Genomic DNA, 17532 nt, shown 5'->3' with positions numbered 1-17532 from the left:
GAGGGAATCTCCGCCCCGCCGAGTCTAATCGCGGCCACGTCCGTGCCTCATTCGAGTGCTGCGTTCACCGCGAAGGGGACCCTGACGGACACCTGGGCTCTCAGGCACGTCTCGTAGGATTCTCGATTGCCATGACTCTCGAGATCTTCGTTCCGTTCTGGGGCGACCCCGCGCTGCTGTACCTGACGATCGATTCCGTGCGCGCCCAGCGCAACCCCGACTGGCGCCTCACCGTCATCGACGACTGCTACCCCGACGAATCCGTGCCCGCGTACTTCCAGGGCCTCGAGGACGAGCGCATCTCGTACGTGCGCAACGAGGTCAACCTCGGTATCACCGAGAACTACCGCGAGGCGATCCGTCGGGCGACCGAGGAGTACATCACGATCCTCGGATGCGACGACCTCCTGCATCCGGATTATGTCGATGTGATCGAGCGGACGATCGCCTCCGTCCCCGATGCCGACGTCATCCAGCCCGGTGTGCAGGTCATCGACGAGCACGGCGTCGTCGTGCAGCCCCTGGTCGATCGCGTCAAGCAGGGGCTGCTCGCCCCGCGAGGCGGATCGGGGATCGCCGTGCTGCGCGGTGAGGCCATGGCGACGAGTCTCATCCGCGGTGACTGGCTCTACTGGCCGTCACTCACCTTCCGCACGCAGACGCTGCGACGGATCGATTTCCGCGAGGGCCTCCCGATCATCCAGGATCTCGCGCTCCTGATGGACGTCGCCTTCGAGGGCGGCGCCCTCGCCTACAACCCCACACTCGCCTTCTCGTACCGACGACACGGCGGCAGCGCCTCGCAGAAGACCCTCCTCGACGGTCGCCGCTTCCGCGACGAACGCCGCTACTACGCCGAGGCACGCCGACTCGCGTCGGCCCAGGGGTGGCGTCGGACGGCGCGGACGGCGCGCTTCCGGACCATGTCGCGACTGCACGCGGTCACGGAGCTCCCGGGTGTCCTCAGGCACGGGACGAAGCCCGGGATAGAATCGACGCTGGCCCACATCTTCGCCGTCTGACCTGGCCGATTCCGTTGCCGAGGTCCGGGGGCGCCACCGCTGACATCCCTGGAGTACCTGCATGCCCGAACACGTCCTGATCACCGGAGGCGCCGGCTTCATCGGCACCCGGCTTGCGAAGCGGTTCGTGCAGGCAGGGCACAGCGTCACAGTGCTCGACTCCCTCATCCCCCAGGTGCACGGCGACGACCCAGAGACGACGTCTCCCTTGCTGCGTTCGCTCGACGGCGTTGCGACGGTCCTTCGCGGCACGGTGACCTCCACTCAGGACCTGGCCCGGGCGCTCGAAGGCGCCACCGTCGTCGTTCACCTGGCGGCGGAGACGGGCACCGGCCAGTCGATGTACGAGATCGATCGCTATGTCGAGGCGAACGTGGGCGGCACCGCCAAGCTCCTCGACCTCCTCGCGAACGAGCCGCACACTGTGCGGCGGCTGGTCATCGCCTCGTCGCGATCGATCTACGGCGAGGGCGCGTACCGCACGGAGGACGGTCGGCTTGTCTATCCGCCGCATCGCGCCGATGCGGACATGGCGACGGGCGACTTCGAGGTGCACATGCCCGGCGAAGGCCCGATCGAGATCGTCCCCACCGACGAGGACGCGAAGCTCCATCCGTCCAGCGTGTACGGCATCACGAAGCAGATGCAGGAGTCGCTGATCATGACGGTGGCGCCGACGATCGGCATCGAACCCGTATCGCTGCGCTACCAGAACGTGTACGGCCCCGGACAGTCGCTCAAGAACCCGTACACCGGCATCCTCTCGATCTTCTCGACCCTCATCCGCCAGGGCAAAGAGATCAACATCTTCGAAGACGGCCTCGAGTCGCGCGACTTCGTGTACATCGACGACGTCGTCGAGGCCACGTTCCGGGCGGCGACGATGGTGGATGCCGCGGGCGGCGTCTTCAACGTCGGCTCTGGCGTGGCGACCACGGTTGAAGAGGTCGTGGCCGCCCTCTTCGCCGCCTTCGGCAGCGAGGTTCCCACGAAGGTCTCGGGCAACTACCGGCTCGGTGACATCCGCCACAACGTCGCCGACACGACGCGTCTGCGCACCGTGCTGGGCTACGAGCCGTCGGTGACATTCCGCGAGGGGGTCACACGCTTCGTCGAGTGGGTGCTCACGGAGCCCGTCGAAGGCGACACCTATCAGCGCTCGCTCGACGAGATGGCGTCGAGGAATCTGCTCAAATGAGTCTGACGACCGCGCTGCGCGGCACGCCCTACCCGTACCGTGAGAACAGCCTCAACCTCTTCCGGCTGTTCCTGGCCGCACTCGTCCTCTTCGCACACAGCTGGTACATCGCCGGCAGGGGCGTGGGCCCCATGCTGCACGGCGAGAACCTCGGCGGGTGGGCCGTGGCGGGCTTCTTCGTCATCAGCGGCTTCTTGATCACACGCAGCCGCATCCGCACGAAAGCCGGCGAGTACCTGCTGCACCGGGTCGCGCGCATCTACCCGGCGTTCCTTGTCTGCCTCGTCCTCACGGCGGCGGTGTTCGGCCCCATCTCCATGCTCGTCGAGTACGGCTCGCTCGCGGGCTACCTCACCACTCCGGTGACGCCCGCACAGTATGTATGGGGGAATCTCGGCCTCGAGGTCACGAGCTACGACATCGGACGCACCCTCGACACCGTGCCGTACCCCAACGCGTGGAACGGTTCGCTGTGGACGCTCTACTTCGAGTTCATCTGCTACCTGACCGTGTGGGTGCTCGGCGCATGGGCCGTGTTCCGCAAGTCGCTCGTCCCGGCTGTGATCCTCTTCCTCGGAAGCGTTGCGGTCTGGGTGAACATCGGTCTGGCGACGCGGCTCGGTCTCGACCTCAACTTCACCCTGCTGTTCAAGCTCCTCCCGTTCTTCCTCGGAGGAACCGTGGTCTACTTCGTCGTGGACCGGTGGGGAATGAACCGATGGATCGGGATCGCATCGATCATTCTCGCTGGGCTGATCATCGTCTTCGTTCCGGGCTGGGGCGGGCAGGCGGCGTCGCCGTTCATGGCGTACGGTCTGCTCTTCCTCGCGACGCTCGTCCGCCAGCCGCGGTGGATCGCCCGCAACGACGTCTCGTACGGGTTCTACATCTACGCATGGCCCGTCCAGCAACTGACTGTCCTCTTCGGCGGGCTGGCATGGGGAATGCCCGTCTACATCCTGCTCACGATCATCGGCACATCCGTGCTCGCTGTGGGCAGCTGGTTCGCCGTCGAGCGACCGGCCATGCGCCGGGTGCGCGGCGGAGCCCGCACAGGTGCCCCCGTCCGCGCACCCTCCGTCTGATCGAGAACCAAGGCATATGGCACGCATCTTCGTCGACCTCCTCTCACTCACGGGAAAGAAGGGAGGCATGGAGACGTACGCCCGGGAACTGTATCGGCAGCTCGGCCAGCTCGCGCCCGAACACGAATACATCGGCTACTTCAGCCGCGAGGGCTGGGACCTCGACCGCTCATGGTTCCCCGGGGAAGGCATCCCGTCCGGGATCAGTGGCGAGAACCGCTTCACCTGGGCCTGGGGCGAGCTGACATGCGGCCGCGCGGCAGCGAAAGCAGGCGCGGACCTGCTTCATTCCCCCATGACTCTCGGGCCGGCTCGCACGCGGATGCCCGCCGTCATCTCGATGCACGACATGCTCTACTGGAGCCACCCGGAGTACATGTCGACGCCGCTGTACACAGAGCCGGTCAAGCTGATCGAGCGTCTGACGAGCCGGAACGCCACACGAATCCTGACGATCAGCGAGGAATCGCGGCAGGCCATCGTGAAGTACCTGCGCGTCCCGGAACAGCGCATCGATCTCGTGCCGCTCGCCGGCACCTCCGTGCCGGGGGCCGATCGCACCCGAGCAGGCGAGAACGGACCGATGGTGCTGGCGACAGGAAACCGTCGGCCGCACAAGAACTGGCCGTCGCTCATCCGGGCGCTCCCGCTCGTGGACGAGGCGCACCGCCCGCGCGTCGTCGTCACGGGCAGCCACGGCGATGATCCCCTCGTTGCCGTCGTCGAGGAGACCGGGATGCAGGACTGGGTCGAGCTCCGCTCGTGGGTCGACGACGACGAGATGAGGGAGCTGTACTCGACGGCGACCGTCCTCGCGATGCCATCCTTCGCCGACGGCTTCTCACTCCCCGCCCTCGAGGCGATGATGGCGGGACTGCCCGTCATGATCAGCGACATCCCCGTGTACCGGGAGGTGGTAGGGGACGTCGCTCTGTTCATCGACCCGAACGACCTCCGGTCCATCGCAGCGGCCATGGTCACGGCTGCCACCCAGCCCGATCTGCTCGCGGACCTCACTGCGCGCGGGTACGCGAGAGCTGCGCTGTTCTCCTGGGAGCGGACCGCCCGGGAGACCTTGATGTCCTTCGGCAGGGCCCTCGAACAGGGCCCGAGGCAGCGCTGAGCTTCATTCCGGACTGACGCCTTCACCGCGCTCACCGGCAATGAAGGGATGCAGCGCACCCGGCGCCTGCGGTACCGTCGAGCCATCGTTCCGGGATCACGCGTACACGGCGGTCGACGGCTCTCGAGGTGGAGGGTCATCGCGTCCTTCGGTGCGATCTCCGCCGTAGTACTCGTCGGCGGACTTGCAGCGGCACCAGCGCCAGCATCGGCTGCCGATCCCGCGGTGCCGACCCCGGCAAGCGCCGCGTCGACTCCCCCGAACGCCACGCCGAGCCCGACGCCGACCGTCGATCCGACGACGCCGACAGCTCCCCCACCGTCGCCGAGTGCTCCCACACCGTCACCGACGGCAGGTGGAGCTCCCTCACCCGCCCCCGATCCCACCCTCACTCCCACCCCGCCCGTGCCTGTTCCCGACGGGACCACCGACTCGAGCCGCTCCGCCCTCGCGGCACCGAGTGGTCCCGTCGTCGACCCGACTCGCCCAGTCCTTCCTGCGTCGCCCATCGCGCCGACGATGCCGACGGCGACGCGTTTCGCGGATTCCAATCCCTACGATCAAGCGGTCGCCGTCTCGCGCGCCGCCTACCCAGGTGGATCCCGAGTCGTCCTGATCGCCTCCGGAACCACCTTCTGGGATGCCAACACGGCTGCCGGCCTCGCCGGTGCTCTTCAAGCCCCCGTGCTCACCGTGCCGTCCAACGCTCTTCCCCCGGCGGTTGCGACAGAGGTCCGCCGCCTTGCACCCAGCACGATCGTGATCGTCGGATCGCCGGCCACGGTCTCGGATGCAGTCGCCGGCCAGCTCGCAGGCATCGCTCCGGACATCCGGAGGGTTGACGGGGGGAGCGATTTCGCGACGTCCCGTCTCGCGCTGACCATGCTCCCGACAGACGTCAGCACCGTCTACATAGCGGGAAGCGGCTACGCCGGAGGGCCCGCCTCACTCGTCGACATCCCGATCGCGGCCGCGACGGCGTCGGGAACGGGGGCGGGAGCGCTTCTCGTCGACGGAGTAAGCGGCACCGCGACGCCGGAGACCATCGCCGCCATCCGGCGAGTCGGAGCGCCGAACGTCATCATCATCGGCACCACGAGCACGGTGACCGGGACATACGAGCAATCGCTCGTCGCCGCAGGATTCGCCGTGCGACGGTCCGGGGCCGGAACACCTCAGGAGAGGGCGATGCAGGCGGCCGGGCTCCGCAGCGTGCCCGCTCAACGCCTCGTCGTGGCGCACGCTGCCGTCATGAACGACATCGTGGTCGCAGCGCTGGCCTCGGGCAGCACGAAGCAGCCGCTCGGATTCGCTTACTACGCGTGCGTGCCCGACACCGAAGCAGCCTACGTGGCCACGCAGGGCGCGAAGATCGTGGCCATGGGCGACACCTCGTGGCTCGCACCCCCTGTGGAGTCCAATGCGTCGTGCTCGGGCGAGAAGCCGAAACGGGACGCCCTGCTCGCCCAGGCCATCCGCAACATCGCCGCGCAGTACGGCGGAACGTATTACGTGAGCGTCCGCGAATTGAGCGGAGCAGGCGAGACCTTCAGCTACAACGGGGGCACGCCGGTCGAGCCCGCGAGCATGATGAAGCTCTACGCCGCGTGGGCCGCGCTCGCACACGTCGACGTGGGCCTCGCCTCGTACTACACGCTCCTCCCTGGAGGCCTGTACCTCATCGATTGCGTGGCCGTCATGATCCACGCGTCGGACAACGAGTGTCAGAACGACATCGTCCACTGGATCGGAGTTCCTGGACTCAACGGGATGATCAAGGACGCGGGATTCACCGGGACGGCGTACGGAAATGTCACGCCCACGGGAAGCGTCCTCTACGCAGGGAACCGGACGACGACCGATGACCTGACCCGCATGGTCCAGCGCCTGCGTGACGGGTCTCTGCTGTCACGAGCCAACTCCGACCTTCTGCTCGGCCTCATGGGCAAGCAGATCTGGCGATCGCGGCTCGCGTCGGGGATTTCCGTGGGGCGTTGCGCAGCAGTCCAAGCCGGGGGCGCTCTGGCTCGCCTCAGGCCTGCTGCAGGCCGACACGGGGATCATGTACGGAGACCGCTCGGTCGTCGCCCTCTCGATGGTCGCCGTAGGGGGCGTCAACGTCGCCGCCCTGCGCGCGATCACTCGAACCGTCTACTCGCACTACAACGGTGCCTTCGGGGCTGCGGCCGCCTACCCGCCTGAGCAGATGATCTCGAAATACGCGACCTATGTGCGATCGGGGCCGGCTGGCCCGGTGGTCGGCGTCATTCCGGGCAACGTCCTTATCGAGGTGACGGACGCCAATCGAATGTGGTACCAGATCCGGTGGGGGGCTTCGCTTCTGTGGGTCGACTTCCGCACATTGCGCGACCGGTGGTAGCCGCGTAGATCATCCGCGGCGTCAGGAGACCTCCGCCGTGACACGCTCCACCGTCTCGGCGACGAGGTCGATCCCCTCATGCACCGGATAGTGGTGGTTGCCCACGAAGAGGCCGTCGACATCCACCTTGTCGGCAGCCGGGAGGCTCTCGGGGACGACGGCGTCGAGATGTGCCATGACGGGGTTGCGAGTGAAGTTGCCCGCGACGATCGGCCGCGACTCGATCCCAGCGGCGGAGAAGGCCCGTACGACCTCGGAACGTCGACCGGCAAGAGGCCCCTCCAGCACGAGCGAGAAGCCGAACCAGCTGCTCTCTCCCGTCTCACGCTGCAGACGCACCCCGTCCACGTCGGCGAAGCGCTCGCGGAAGTAGGCGGCATTCTCGCGTCGCCCCGCAATGAGGTCGGGCACCTTCTTCAGCTGCTCCAGGCCCAGCGCCCCTTCCATCTCGAGCGGACGCACGTTGTATCCCGGGAGCACGAAGCGGAAGAGATCGTCCCAGGCATCCCCCGTCTTGTCGTGAACGAAGTTCTGCACGGGCAGCTCCCGCGTCCAGCCGTGCGAACGGAGCGAGATCATCTCCTGATAAAGCTGCTCGTCGTCGGTGAGGATGACGCCGCCCTCCATCGTCGCGATGTGATGCGAGAAGAACGAGCTGAACGTGCCCGCGAGCCCCGCGGTGCCGGCGTTGATCCCGTCGTGTACGGCGCCGAGCGACTCGCAGTTGTCCTCGAGCAGCACGAGCCCGTGAGCCTCCGCGATCCCGCGCAGGCGCGTGAAGTCGTTCGGGTTGCCGAGCAGGTTGACCGCGAAGATCGCCCTGGTGCGCGGTCCGATTGCGGACTCGACCAGGTCCAGGTCGAGGTTGAGAGTGTCGACGTCGATGTCCACGAAGCGCGGCCGAAGACCGTACTGGGTGAGGGGGTAGTAGGTCGTCGGCCAAGAGACCGCGGGCACGATGACCTCGTCGCCGCGGTTGAGGTCGATGCGCGGATCGAGCACCGCGGCCGCCACCGCGATGAGGTTGGCCGAGCTGCCCGAATTGACCATCACTCCGAAGCCCGCTCCGAAATGGGCCGCGAAGGCCGCCTCGAACTCGCGAACCAACGGGCCGTTGGTGAATCGGCCGCTCGCGATGACCCTCTGCATCGCGTCGTACTCCGCCTCGTCCCACGTCGTGGTTGCGAGGGGGTAGGCAGGCCCGGTGGCGGTCATGAGGATTCTCCGTTCACGGATCGGTCGAGGTAGGCGCGGTAGCACTCGGCCATGCCGTCGCGCAGGTCCGTCGGTGCGCTCCAGCCGTGGGTGCGTGCGACAGATGAATCGATGAGCCGGCGCGGAACGCCGCTCGGCTTGGAGGGGTCGAAGAGCAGGTCTCCGCGGAACCCGATGATGTCGGCGGCGGTCTCGTAGAACTCACGGATGCTGTGGTCTACGCCGGACCCCACGTTCATGAAGATCGGCCAGACACCCATCTCGTCCACTGAGCGGACGAGCCAGTCGGCGATGTCGGGAGCGTAGGTGAATTCGCGACGCGCAGTGCCGTCGCCCCAGACCTCGACGCCCGCGGCCCCCGACTCCTTCGCGCGGTGCGTCTTCAACAGGGTCGAGGCGATGAGATGAGCGCGATCGGGGTCGAATGAGTCGCCCGTGCCGTAGAGATTGGACGGAAGGATGCTGCGGTAGGCGTGCCCCGTCTGCCGCGCCGCGTACGACACGGCAGAGAGCCCCGTCAGCTTCGCGAGTCCGTAGGGCTCGTTCGCCGGCTCGAGGCGCCCGCCGAAGAGCGCGGACTCCTCGATGGGGTTGACCGCATCCGCCGGGTAGGCCGCGGCGCTGGCGACGTAGAGATACGAGGGAACATCGGCGGCGAGCGCGGCCTCCAGCACCGAAGCGTCGAGACGGACGTTCTCGAGCAGGTAGGGCAGCGGACGCGCGAGCTTGTCTCCGATACCGCCGACATGAGCGGCGGTGTGAATGACGAGATCGGGACGAGCGTCCGCCACTGCCCTTCGAGTCGCGTCGGAGTCGCTGAGATCGACGTCGCCTCTCGTCAGGGAGATGAGCTCGTCAGCGGGACGGAGCGATCGCCATGCGGCGGCGATGCTCGATCCGAGCATGCCGCCGCCGCCGGTCAGCAGCGCACGCACGTGGGATCAGCTCTGGACCTGGTCGACGAAGTGGCGGCCTTCGATCTCCAGGGCCGCGATATCGGCATCCACCATGATCTGCGCAAGCCGAGGCGTGTGGACCTTGGGCTCCCAGCCGAGGAGCTCCTTGGCCTTGCCATAGTCGCCGATGAGGGCGTCGACCTCGGTAGGACGGAGATAGCGCTCGTCGAAGCGTACGTACTCTTCCCAATCCAATCCGGCGTGCTCGAACGAGAACCGCAGGAAGTCCTTGACCGTGTAGGCCGTGTTGGTCGCCAGCACGTAATCGGTCGGCTCGTCGTGCTGCAGCATCCGCCACATGCCCTCGACATACTCGGGCGCGTAACCCCAGTCGCGGACGGCGTCGAGGTTGCCGAGATAGAGCTCGGACTGCTCGCCCGCCTTGATGCGCGCGACGGCCCGCGTGATCTTTCGCGTGACGAACGTCCCGCCGCGGCGCGGCGACTCGTGGTTGAACAGGATGCCGTTGACGGCGAAGAGGTTGTAGGCCTCGCGGTAGTTGCGCGTGATCCAGTACGAGTAGACCTTGGCGACGCCGTAGGGCGAACGGGGATAGAACGGCGTCTCTTCGTTCTGGGGCGGAGGAGTCGCACCGAACATCTCGGAGCTCGAGGCCTGGTAGAACCGGCAGTCGACGTGCGCAGCGCGAATGGCCTCCAGAAGGCGGATGGTGCCGAGGCCGGTCGCGTCGCCGGTGTACTCCGGCTCGTCGAAGCTCACACGCACGTGTGACTGCGCGGCGAGGTTGTAGACCTCGTGGGGCTGGATCTCGTTGAGCAGCGTCACCAGGCGAGAGCCGTCGGTCAGGTCGGCGAAGTGCAGGAAGAGCTGCTGGCTTTCGGTCTGCGCAGGCTGGTAGACGTGATCGATGCGCTGGGTGTTGAACGACGACGAACGGCGAATCAAGCCGTGGACTTCGTAACCCTTTTCCAGCAGCAGCTCAGCAAGGTAGCTGCCGTCCTGGCCGGTGATTCCAGTGATGAGGGCACGCTTGCGCGAGGTGTTTTCAGTCATGGGGTAGATCAGCTCCTGAGGGGCTGCGCGTGATCGGACGCGGCCAGTGGTCCAGCTTAGCCGAGGCCTCCCGGGCCCACGGAATCCGGCGATCCGCCGCCGTGAACATCGTGCTGAATCCCTGGTCGTGTCAGCGAGACCACGTGGATGACGAGTCCGACGATCGCGGGGACAGTGAGAGCGATCGCGATCCGAGATGGACCGGCGATCGGGATGATCAGTCCGCCGACGGTGAGGACCGCCGCCACAAGCCAGCCGACGAAGTTCGCGGTGTGCCGGCGAGCCGAGATGAGGGCTGGGCTCGTTACCGACATGGCGCCGACGAGTCCAGCGCTGAGGACGATGACCCCGACCATCCAGCCGTCGATCGTGAAACGACCGGCCGACACCCACGACACGATCGGCGGACCGATGAAGCCGGCGATGACCGCCAGCACCGCCACCGCGGCCAGAAGCAGGGCGAGCACCTGCAGGAGCCGCCCCGGGCGGACTCGCCCACCGCGGAAGACCGCGGAGATGAGAAAGCTCTGGAGGGCGATGATCGGGATGACGATCGGGGCTCGGGTGAGCGTGATCGTCAGCAGAAGCGCGCCGAGCGTTTCGGGCGGAGTACCAGCCGCCGTGATCCCGATGAGCATGGGAAGGCCGGTGATGAGCACACCGGAGGCCGCGGCGGCACCGACGGTCCCCCACGCATGCGCGGCGAATCGTCGAAGCGGAACGTCCAGACGGAACCGTCCGACGACGCGTCTCCTCACCACGAGCCACGTCGCCCCGAAGGCGAGCCCGAAGGGTAGCGCGACGAGCAGGGCGAGCCATTCGATCGGGAGACCGACGGTGAAGCCGGCGATGAGGAGGACGGCGCGAATGGCGGCGTCCAGCACCATGATGCCGGCGATGTCGCGCCAAAACCGGAGCCCGTAGAGCACCCCGCTGAGTACCGCGACGGCAAGGTAGCCGACGAGTCCGATGGCCAGGACAGCGCCCGTCACCACGACGGGCCCGGGGAGGATGCGCGTGCCGAACAAGAGTGCGACGAGGGCGCTTGCGAGGACGACAAGTCCTGCCGCCGCGAGGGCGAAGGTGCGCAGCACTGCGCTCGGCGGCTCGTTGGTCGCCGGATGCGCGGCGCGCGTGACCTCCTGTTGCACGCCCGACATCGCGGACACACCGAGGTAGATCGTCGACCAGAAGACCGAGAACGCGACGTACACCGATTCGTCGGTCAGAAGCGCCGGAGCGAGGAGTTGAACGGCGTAACCGAGCGCTCCTGCGATGGCCGTCGCGATCAGAACGGCGCGAAGACCGCTCGCGGTGGAGTCACTCGCCGCCATTCGCGTCCGCGTCGTCGGCAGGTCGAGGCGGCGGAGCCTCAGCGGACGCCGCAGAGTCGACTCGGCTCTCCTCGTTCGCCGCGACCGCCTTTCGCAGCTCGTCGAGGTCGGTACGGAGGATTGCGACCTCTTCCGCCACCCGACGCACTTCGTCCTCCGCGAGCGAGAGCTCCCACGACAGGTGCAGAGCCACCCCCACCAGCAGCACGATGGCGAGGGCGAAGATGAGGTTGGACGGAACCTCGACGCCCAGCAGCTCCGACAGCCCGAGCAGGAGCTGAGGGAAGATCGCGAGGACGAGGAGAGCAAGCCCGATGACGAGCCAGAGGATCGCGTACTTCTCGCGGAGCTGCCGCCGCAGCAGCAGGCTGATGATGATGACGAGGACGAGGACCGCGAAGGCGATGCCGGCGACGATGATCATGCGCTCACCTCGCCGGGACGGCGGCGTCCGCGGAGGAGTGCCAACGAGAGTGCGAAGACGCTGCGAAGCAGGTAGACGCTCGCTCCTGCGGGGTTCTGACTCGGGCGGCCGTGTGCCCGAGGGCGCATCGCGACCGGGACCTGGGTCACGGTGAGACCGGAGTGCACGGCACTCACCAGCGAGTCCACGGTGTCACCCAGATACTCCGCCGGGTAGTAGCGCACGTACTGGTCGATCGCCCGACGGTTGGCCGCGCGAAAACCGCTTGTGACGTCGGTGAGACGCGTCTTGGCAACGCGCGACAGCACGCCCGCGAGGAATTTCATGGCCCACTTGCGGGGTCCCCGCACTTCGTAATCTCCAGTGTCTGCGAATCGCGCTCCGATGGAGATGTCGGCGCTCTCCAGTCCGCTTAGGACGCGCACGATGTCCTGGGGGTCGTGCTGGCCGTCCGCATCGACCTGGATCGCCCGTGCGTAGCCGTGCCGCTGGGCATAGGTGAATCCGGTGCGCATGGCTCCCCCGACGCCCATGTTGAACGGAAGGCTCAGGACGCGTGCACCCGCTGCGGACGCGATCCTGGCCGTGTCGTCCGTGGATCCGTCGTCGACCACCACGATGTCCATGCCGGGAATCTTGTCGAGGATCTCCCGGACCGTGTTGCCGACGTTCCCCGCTTCATTCCATGCGGGCACGATGATGAGCGTGCGCTCGGGGTGCTCGGGCATGATCACCGATCCTAGCAATGGGGTCCTCGACGCCCTCGTTCGGTCATTGGAGGACGATCTTTCCGAGACCCTTGCACTCGGCCGCTTGGTCGGCCAGACCAGGGTCAGCGGTGATGACCTCGAGCCCGGGGCCCATCAGACGCCCGAGTTCGCAGAGATCATCGACAGTCGTCGAATCGCGATAGTAGGCGAGGGTACGGATCGGCAGGTCATCGACATCCGTCGCCGCCATCTGCAGAACCCAGAACATGATTCCGCCCTCATCCGGATCGCCGCTGCGCCAGAGGACGCTCGGGCTTTCCGCGTCCGCCATCGCGACCACGCGGTCGAAGACGTGATCACCCGACGCGCTGAAGAAGTCGCCTGTCACGATTCGTGCGAGAGGGTCGCGCATGACCTGAGGGTTCTGGTTGTAACTGGGCACGGTGACCTGAGCCACCCCGCCGACTCCCGCGGCCGCCACGAGCACAGCGACGAAGAGCACGGCCGACCGGAAACCGCGTGGCTCCAACCACGAGGCGAGCGCCATCCCGAAGGCCACTGCCACGATGAGCAGGATGACGAGGAAGAGCCACAGGAACTTCATCTGGTAATAGCCCCACAGGTCGGCTTCGTTGCGCCGCATCCACAGCAGCAGGAGGAGCCCGGCGCCCCCGCCGCCGAGAGTCGCGATCAGAATCCGAATCCCTCCCGCCCCACCCGCGACCTTCGAGTAGAGCAGACCGAGCGTGATGGCCATCGCCGCGGAGATGAGCAGGAGCCAGCGGCTGAACGACATGACTGCGCCTTGCGCATCGGACAGGGCACCGCCCTGGGTCAGGAAGCTGGGAAGCGAGAGAGCGACGAAGAACGCCACGGTCTGCAGAATCGCCGCGATCGCGACGCCGGCGCGCCAGCCCCGCAGCGCGAGGACTTCGCGACGATGCAGGAAGAGGAACAGCACGAGCGCAAGTCCTGGGATTCCCGCCAGGGGAGCCCACACCGCCAGCACCAGCGTGAGCGACATCGCCACCATGACGAGTGAGGTGAGAAGGCCCTCGCGGGAGCGACTGAGCGCGAGCAGGCATCCGATCAGCAGCGCGATGGTGAGCTGGAAGTTGACGAAGCCCAGGGCGAGCGATCCGGCGAGCGCGAGCCAGCTGAGTGGCAGCACCGACCCGATCGCGACGCCGAGATACGTGAGAGGACCGCGTCTGCGAACCAGGGACAGCACGAGGGCGCCCGAGACGAACGAGGCCGCGACGATTCCCACGGACCACATCTGGGCCAACGCCAGAATGTCGGACTCGACCGAAGGCGCCACGAAGGAATGCCCCGGGAGCATGAAGAGTGCGATGAGGCTGGACGTGAGGGGAACGGGGTTCTGGCCCGCGCCGACGGCGATGCCGTTGTCTTCGAGCACGCGCCGCGCGAAGAGGATGTTGTTCGCCGCATCCCCCGACATCGCCCACGACACGGGGCTCGCTCCGGGCAGGATCCATGCCACGGCGAGGACGGCGCACCAGAGGATCCCCCCCGTTCCGGCGAACGCGAGGTCGGCGAAATCTGCTTTGGTGAGCGTGGACCCCACGCGGTACAGATGCAGCGCGCTGCCTGCACCGACGGCGAGAGCGGCGGCCAGCACCAGAACGAGGGGCGGCACGGGCAGGTATCGCGAGACGAGGAAGACGAGCAGGGTCGCCCAGCACGACGCGGTGAGCAGGAGTGCGAGGCTGACGCCGACACTGACTCGCGCGCGAACCGCGACGAAGACCGGGGCGAGCACGAAAACGAGCAGCAGTGAGAGCGGACCGCCGAGGGCGGTCCAGGCGCACGAAAGGACGAGGACGACGAGATAGGCGGTGAGCCAGGCCCGACGTCGGTTGACCGCGGCGAGGCGAGTCGGCATCGAGTCTCCAGGGATCTGACGGCCCGCCACGGAACAACGGGCCCATGGCAGGATAGACGCTCACCGGTCTACTCCACTCCTTCGGCCGCGCCTCGGACCTCCACGGAGAGTTGTCCCCTCAGGGTCGCGACATCGCTCACCGTTAGGATGTCTCAGTGCGACGAACAGGTTCGAAGACTGGCAGACTGGCCCTCGCAATCGCTATTCCCGTCCTCGCCTTCCTGTCTCTCGCCTCCTGGGCCTTCGCATCCCCCGTGGGGGCCAGTCCCGACGATGATTTCCACCTGGCGTCCATCTGGTGCGGTCTCGGCGAACGCCCGGGGTTGTGCGAGGATCCAGGCGACGGAAGCGAAGCCCGGCGGATCCCGACGGCGGTGGTCTCCGCCACGTGCTACGTCTTCAAGCCCGAGGCGAGCGCCGATTGCTGGAATCCGGGTGTAGCCGGTCTCTCTCGCGTCGCACGCGCGAACGTCGACGGACTGTACCCGCCGGTCTTCTACGCGACGATGTCCGTCTTCGCGAGTGATGACATCCCGACCTCTGTGCTTGCGATGAGGCTGTTCAACAGCGCGTTCGCCGTCGGTCTGCTCACTGCGGTGTTCTTCGCGCTGCCCCGCTGGACCCGGCCCGCACTCGTTCTCTCGGTGCTCGCAACCTGCATGCCGCTCGGGTTGTTCATCCTCGCTTCCGTCAATCCGTCCTCCTGGGCCATCTTGTCCGGCGCAGTCGTCTGGATCGCGATGTACGGCGTCACGCAGACGAGCGGCAGACGTCGCGTCGTTCTGGCGGCGCTCACGGTCTTCGGCGCCCTTATCGGCGCCGGCGCACGTGCGGATGCCGCCGTCTACGCCGTCTTCGCGGTGGGTCTGGCGCTGATCCTGGGGCTGCGGGCCCGCAGAGACGCTCTGATTCCTGGGCTGATCGCGGTCGGCGTGGTCGTGCTGAGCGCCCTGTTCTACTTGAGCGCCTCACAGAGCGGGGCCGTGCTGAGCGGGCTCACCGACGAGAATCCGCCGCTGACGAGCGGGCAGGTGATCGCCAACGCGCTCGGTGTCCCGACACTCTGGTTCGGCGCGCTCGGCGGCTGGGCCCTCGGGTGGCTCGACACGGGCATGCCGGCGACCGTCAACGTCCTCGCTGTGCTGGTGTTCTGCGGAGCGCTCTTCGTGGGCGTCCGTCGCGTCCACCTCCGACGCGGCATCGCCGTCGCGCTCACCGTGATCGCGTTGTGGGCCGTGCCCTTCGTGCTGCTCTACCAGTCTCACGCCCTGGTCGGCGCGCAAGTGCAGCCCCGCTACATTCTTCCGCTGATGGTCATCGCGGTCGGGGTCGCGTCGCTGCGACGCGATGCGGAGTCCTCCTGGAACGGCGGGCGCCTGATCTTCGGCGGCGCTGCCCTCGCGGTCGCGTTCACGATCGCGCTCCACACCGATATCCAGCGCTACACGACAGGCACCGACGAGCTGCATCTCGATCCAGGTGGGGCCGATGCGGAATGGTGGTGGGGCGCCGGACCGTCGTCTCTCGTCGTCTGGGTCGGAGGTTCGCTCGCCTTCGCCGGGATTTTCGTCCTCCTGGCGCTGCTCCTTCCCCGGCAGGAGCGAGAGCCCTCGCCTGCCGCATTGCTCGTCCCCGCTGTGGATGCCGAGACCCCTGCCGCGACTGGATCACTCGAGCCCGGGTCGCGCGAACCGGTCGACGCTACGAGCGCTGCCGTCCCGACGAGCTCGACGCACTCGTGATGGACACCCGGACCTCCCCATCGAGCGCCCGCGCGCGCACACGGGTCCTCATCGTGACAGGCGACCTGATCGGCGTGCGGATGGCCGGTCCGGCCATCCGCGTCTGGAACATGGCGGAGGCGCTCGCCCCGCACTGCGACGTGCGCGTCGCCTCATGGAACCGGATCGAGCGGAGCTCCGACCGCTTCGAGACCGTCCACGTGCGCGAGATCGACGACAGAGCGATGCGCGAGCACGAGCAGTGGGCCGACGTCATCGTCGTGCAGGGCACCTCCTTCCGCACGTTCCCGTCGATCGCGCGCACGGAGAAGATCGTGGTCGCCGACCTCTACGATCCTTTCCAGCTGGAGCAGCTCGAGATGAACAAGTACAGCCCGCCCGATGAGTGGGCCGACGAGGTGACGAAAGCCGTGTCGCTGCTCAACGAGCAGCTCGCTCGGGCAGACGTCTTCCTCTGCGCCTCCGAGGCTCAGCGAAGCCTGTGGCTCGGGGCGCTGTCGACCGTCGGCCGGCTGAACCCCGTCACCTATACGGAGGACCCGACCTTCGAGTCGCTGCTCCGACTCGTGCCGTTCGGTCTGCCCGAGGAGCCGCCCGTCCAGGAGCGCCACGGCATCAAAGGCACCGTTCCCGGGATCGGGCCGAACGACAGGGTGCTGATCTGGGGCGGCGGCATCTACAACTGGTTCGACCCGGTGACGCTCGTCGAAGCCGTGGGCCTCCTCGCCGACGAGCATCCCGAGATCAAGCTCTTCTTCCTCAGCGCTCGCCACTTCAACCCCGACATCCCCGAGATGCAGGCACTGACCGACACGGTCGAGACAGCCGACCGGCTGGGATTGACGGGCACCTCCGTGTTCTTCAATGAATCGTGGGTCGACTACGAGAGTCGCGCCGACTACCTCCTGGATGCCGATCTCGGCGTCAGCACGCATCTATGGCATGCCGAGACGCGGTTCTCCTTCCGCACCCGCATCCTGGACTATCTCTGGGCGGCGCTGCCCATCGTCGCCACCGACGGCGACAGCTTCGCCGATCTGATCCGCACCCGCGAACTGGGACGCGTCGTGCCCCCCACGGACCCTCGGGCGCTGGCCGATGCGATCCGCGAGCTCATCGTGGACGACGCCGCCCGAGAACTCGCACGCGGCAACGTGCGCGCGGTCCGTGAGGAGTTCGCATGGTCGCGCGCCCTCGCGCCTCTCGTCGACTTCTGCGTCAATCCTCGTCCCGCCGCGGACCGTGCGGCTCTGCGCGAGCGAACGTCGGCGCTGGCGGGATCGCATTTCGAGCGCGTCCTCGCCATGCCTCGCGGACCCCGTCGGGACTTCGCCCTCTTCCGCTATTACTGGAAGCAGGGCGGGATCAGCCGCGTCCGAGAGAAGATGGCGACCCGCAAGGAGCGGCTCGAACGGGACTGAAC

The 17532-nt window shown here is 67.2% G+C and carries 14 protein-coding genes; 7 read left to right on the top strand and 7 right to left on the bottom strand.

Annotated features, from left to right (window positions below; all coding sequences use genetic code 11):
* The first annotated feature begins 131 nt into the window (after nucleotides 1-131).
* The 5 genes from AAIB33_RS01910 to AAIB33_RS01890 all read left to right on the top strand — a co-directional run bounded on the left by AAIB33_RS01910 (nucleotide 132) and on the right by AAIB33_RS01890 (nucleotide 6630).
* Nucleotides 132-1022: a glycosyltransferase gene (locus AAIB33_RS01910; RefSeq protein ID WP_345801883.1), complete on the top strand. Its 891-nt coding sequence runs from the start codon at nucleotides 132-134 to the stop codon at nucleotides 1020-1022.
* A 61-nt stretch (nucleotides 1023-1083) separates the two neighbouring features.
* On the top strand, nucleotides 1084-2220 hold the full coding sequence (locus tag AAIB33_RS01905) for an NAD-dependent epimerase/dehydratase family protein (protein WP_345801882.1): 1137 nt from the start codon (nucleotides 1084-1086) through the stop codon (nucleotides 2218-2220).
* Nucleotides 2217-3305: an acyltransferase gene (locus AAIB33_RS01900; protein WP_345801881.1), complete on the top strand. Its 1089-nt coding sequence runs from the start codon at nucleotides 2217-2219 to the stop codon at nucleotides 3303-3305. Before AAIB33_RS01905 ends, AAIB33_RS01900 begins: the two co-directional genes overlap by 4 nt.
* A 67-nt stretch (nucleotides 3306-3372) precedes the next feature.
* On the top strand, nucleotides 3373-4428 hold the full coding sequence (locus tag AAIB33_RS01895; protein WP_345801880.1) for a glycosyltransferase family 1 protein: 1056 nt from the start codon (nucleotides 3373-3375) through the stop codon (nucleotides 4426-4428).
* 519 nt (nucleotides 4429-4947) lie between these two features.
* Entirely contained in the window at nucleotides 4948-6630 is a 1683-nt protein-coding gene (locus tag AAIB33_RS01890) for a serine hydrolase (protein ID WP_345801879.1), read from the top strand.
* 199 nt (nucleotides 6631-6829) lie between these two features.
* On the opposite strand, the gene AAIB33_RS01885 is transcribed toward AAIB33_RS01890, so the two are convergent.
* From AAIB33_RS01885 to AAIB33_RS01855, 7 genes are read right to left on the bottom strand one after another with little or no spacing between them, the layout of a single operon-like run.
* Nucleotides 6830-8023, bottom strand: a complete 1194-nt coding sequence (locus AAIB33_RS01885; protein ID WP_345801878.1) for a DegT/DnrJ/EryC1/StrS family aminotransferase — start codon at nucleotides 8021-8023, stop codon at nucleotides 6830-6832.
* Entirely contained in the window at nucleotides 8020-8958 is a 939-nt protein-coding gene (locus AAIB33_RS01880) for an NAD-dependent epimerase/dehydratase family protein (RefSeq protein ID WP_345801877.1), read from the bottom strand. Before AAIB33_RS01880 ends, AAIB33_RS01885 begins: the two co-directional genes overlap by 4 nt.
* Before the next feature lie 6 nt (nucleotides 8959-8964).
* A complete protein-coding gene (gene gmd, locus AAIB33_RS01875) occupies nucleotides 8965-9993 on the bottom strand; it encodes a GDP-mannose 4,6-dehydratase (protein WP_345801876.1) in 1029 nt (342 codons plus the stop codon).
* 56 nt (nucleotides 9994-10049) lie between these two features.
* Nucleotides 10050-11327: a hypothetical protein gene (locus AAIB33_RS01870; RefSeq protein WP_345801875.1), complete on the bottom strand. Its 1278-nt coding sequence runs from the start codon at nucleotides 11325-11327 to the stop codon at nucleotides 10050-10052.
* Nucleotides 11314-11751, bottom strand: coding sequence for a DUF2304 domain-containing protein (locus AAIB33_RS01865; protein ID WP_345801874.1), 438 nt, complete (start codon nucleotides 11749-11751; stop codon nucleotides 11314-11316). The genes AAIB33_RS01870 and AAIB33_RS01865 overlap by 14 nt, the downstream gene beginning before the upstream one ends.
* A complete protein-coding gene (locus AAIB33_RS01860) occupies nucleotides 11748-12479 on the bottom strand; it encodes a glycosyltransferase family 2 protein (RefSeq protein WP_345801873.1) in 732 nt (243 codons plus the stop codon). Before AAIB33_RS01860 ends, AAIB33_RS01865 begins: the two co-directional genes overlap by 4 nt.
* Nucleotides 12480-12522: 43 nt before the next feature.
* Complete coding sequence (locus tag AAIB33_RS01855; protein ID WP_345801872.1) at nucleotides 12523-14367, bottom strand: hypothetical protein; 1845 nt, start codon at nucleotides 14365-14367, stop codon at nucleotides 12523-12525.
* 155 nt (nucleotides 14368-14522) lie between these two features.
* Between AAIB33_RS01855 and AAIB33_RS01850 the strand changes: the two genes are divergently transcribed.
* Nucleotides 14523-16109 (top strand): DUF2142 domain-containing protein, encoded by a 1587-nt coding sequence (locus AAIB33_RS01850; protein ID WP_345801871.1) that lies wholly within the window; start codon nucleotides 14523-14525, stop codon nucleotides 16107-16109.
* Nucleotides 16110-16162: 53 nt separating this feature from the next.
* On the top strand, nucleotides 16163-17530 hold the full coding sequence (locus AAIB33_RS01845; protein WP_345801870.1) for a glycosyltransferase family 4 protein: 1368 nt from the start codon (nucleotides 16163-16165) through the stop codon (nucleotides 17528-17530).
* Nucleotides 17531-17532 lie beyond the last annotated feature (2 nt).

Origin of the sequence: Microbacterium sp. AZCO (assembly GCF_039614715.1) — a bacterium.
Lineage (GTDB): Bacteria > Actinomycetota > Actinomycetes > Actinomycetales > Microbacteriaceae > Microbacterium.
The sequence above is the reverse complement of the archived record's forward strand: the minus strand, read 5'-3'. Positions and strand labels throughout refer to the sequence as shown.